Annotated in this window: 1 protein-coding gene; it reads right to left on the bottom strand. The window is 68.8% G+C overall.

Going from position 1 to position 208, the window contains the following annotated elements:
• On the bottom strand, positions 1–208 hold a 208-nt coding region (locus ACM0OY_RS40730; protein WP_414574354.1), incomplete at both ends, for a hypothetical protein.

A 208-nucleotide genomic window follows, 5' to 3' on the forward strand; every position in this document is an offset into this window, starting at 1 on the left:
GCCGCCGATCGCGACGGCGCGGTAGGGCGAGACGGCCTGAATGCGAGCCAACTCCTCATGCAGCGCAACCATCGCCGCCCGCGACTGCGCCTGCCCATCCAGCGATTTGACGGCTGAATCAAAGGCGGCCTGCCCAACGGTGGCCGCCATCCCGGAGCGCATGCGCGCCTCCGCCAAACCCTGGGCCAAGGCGCCGATCTTGATGAAG

The sequence above is a fragment of the Nostoc sp. CCY 9925 genome (assembly GCF_963920935.1).
Lineage (GTDB): Bacteria > Cyanobacteriota > Cyanobacteriia > Cyanobacteriales > Nostocaceae > Nostoc.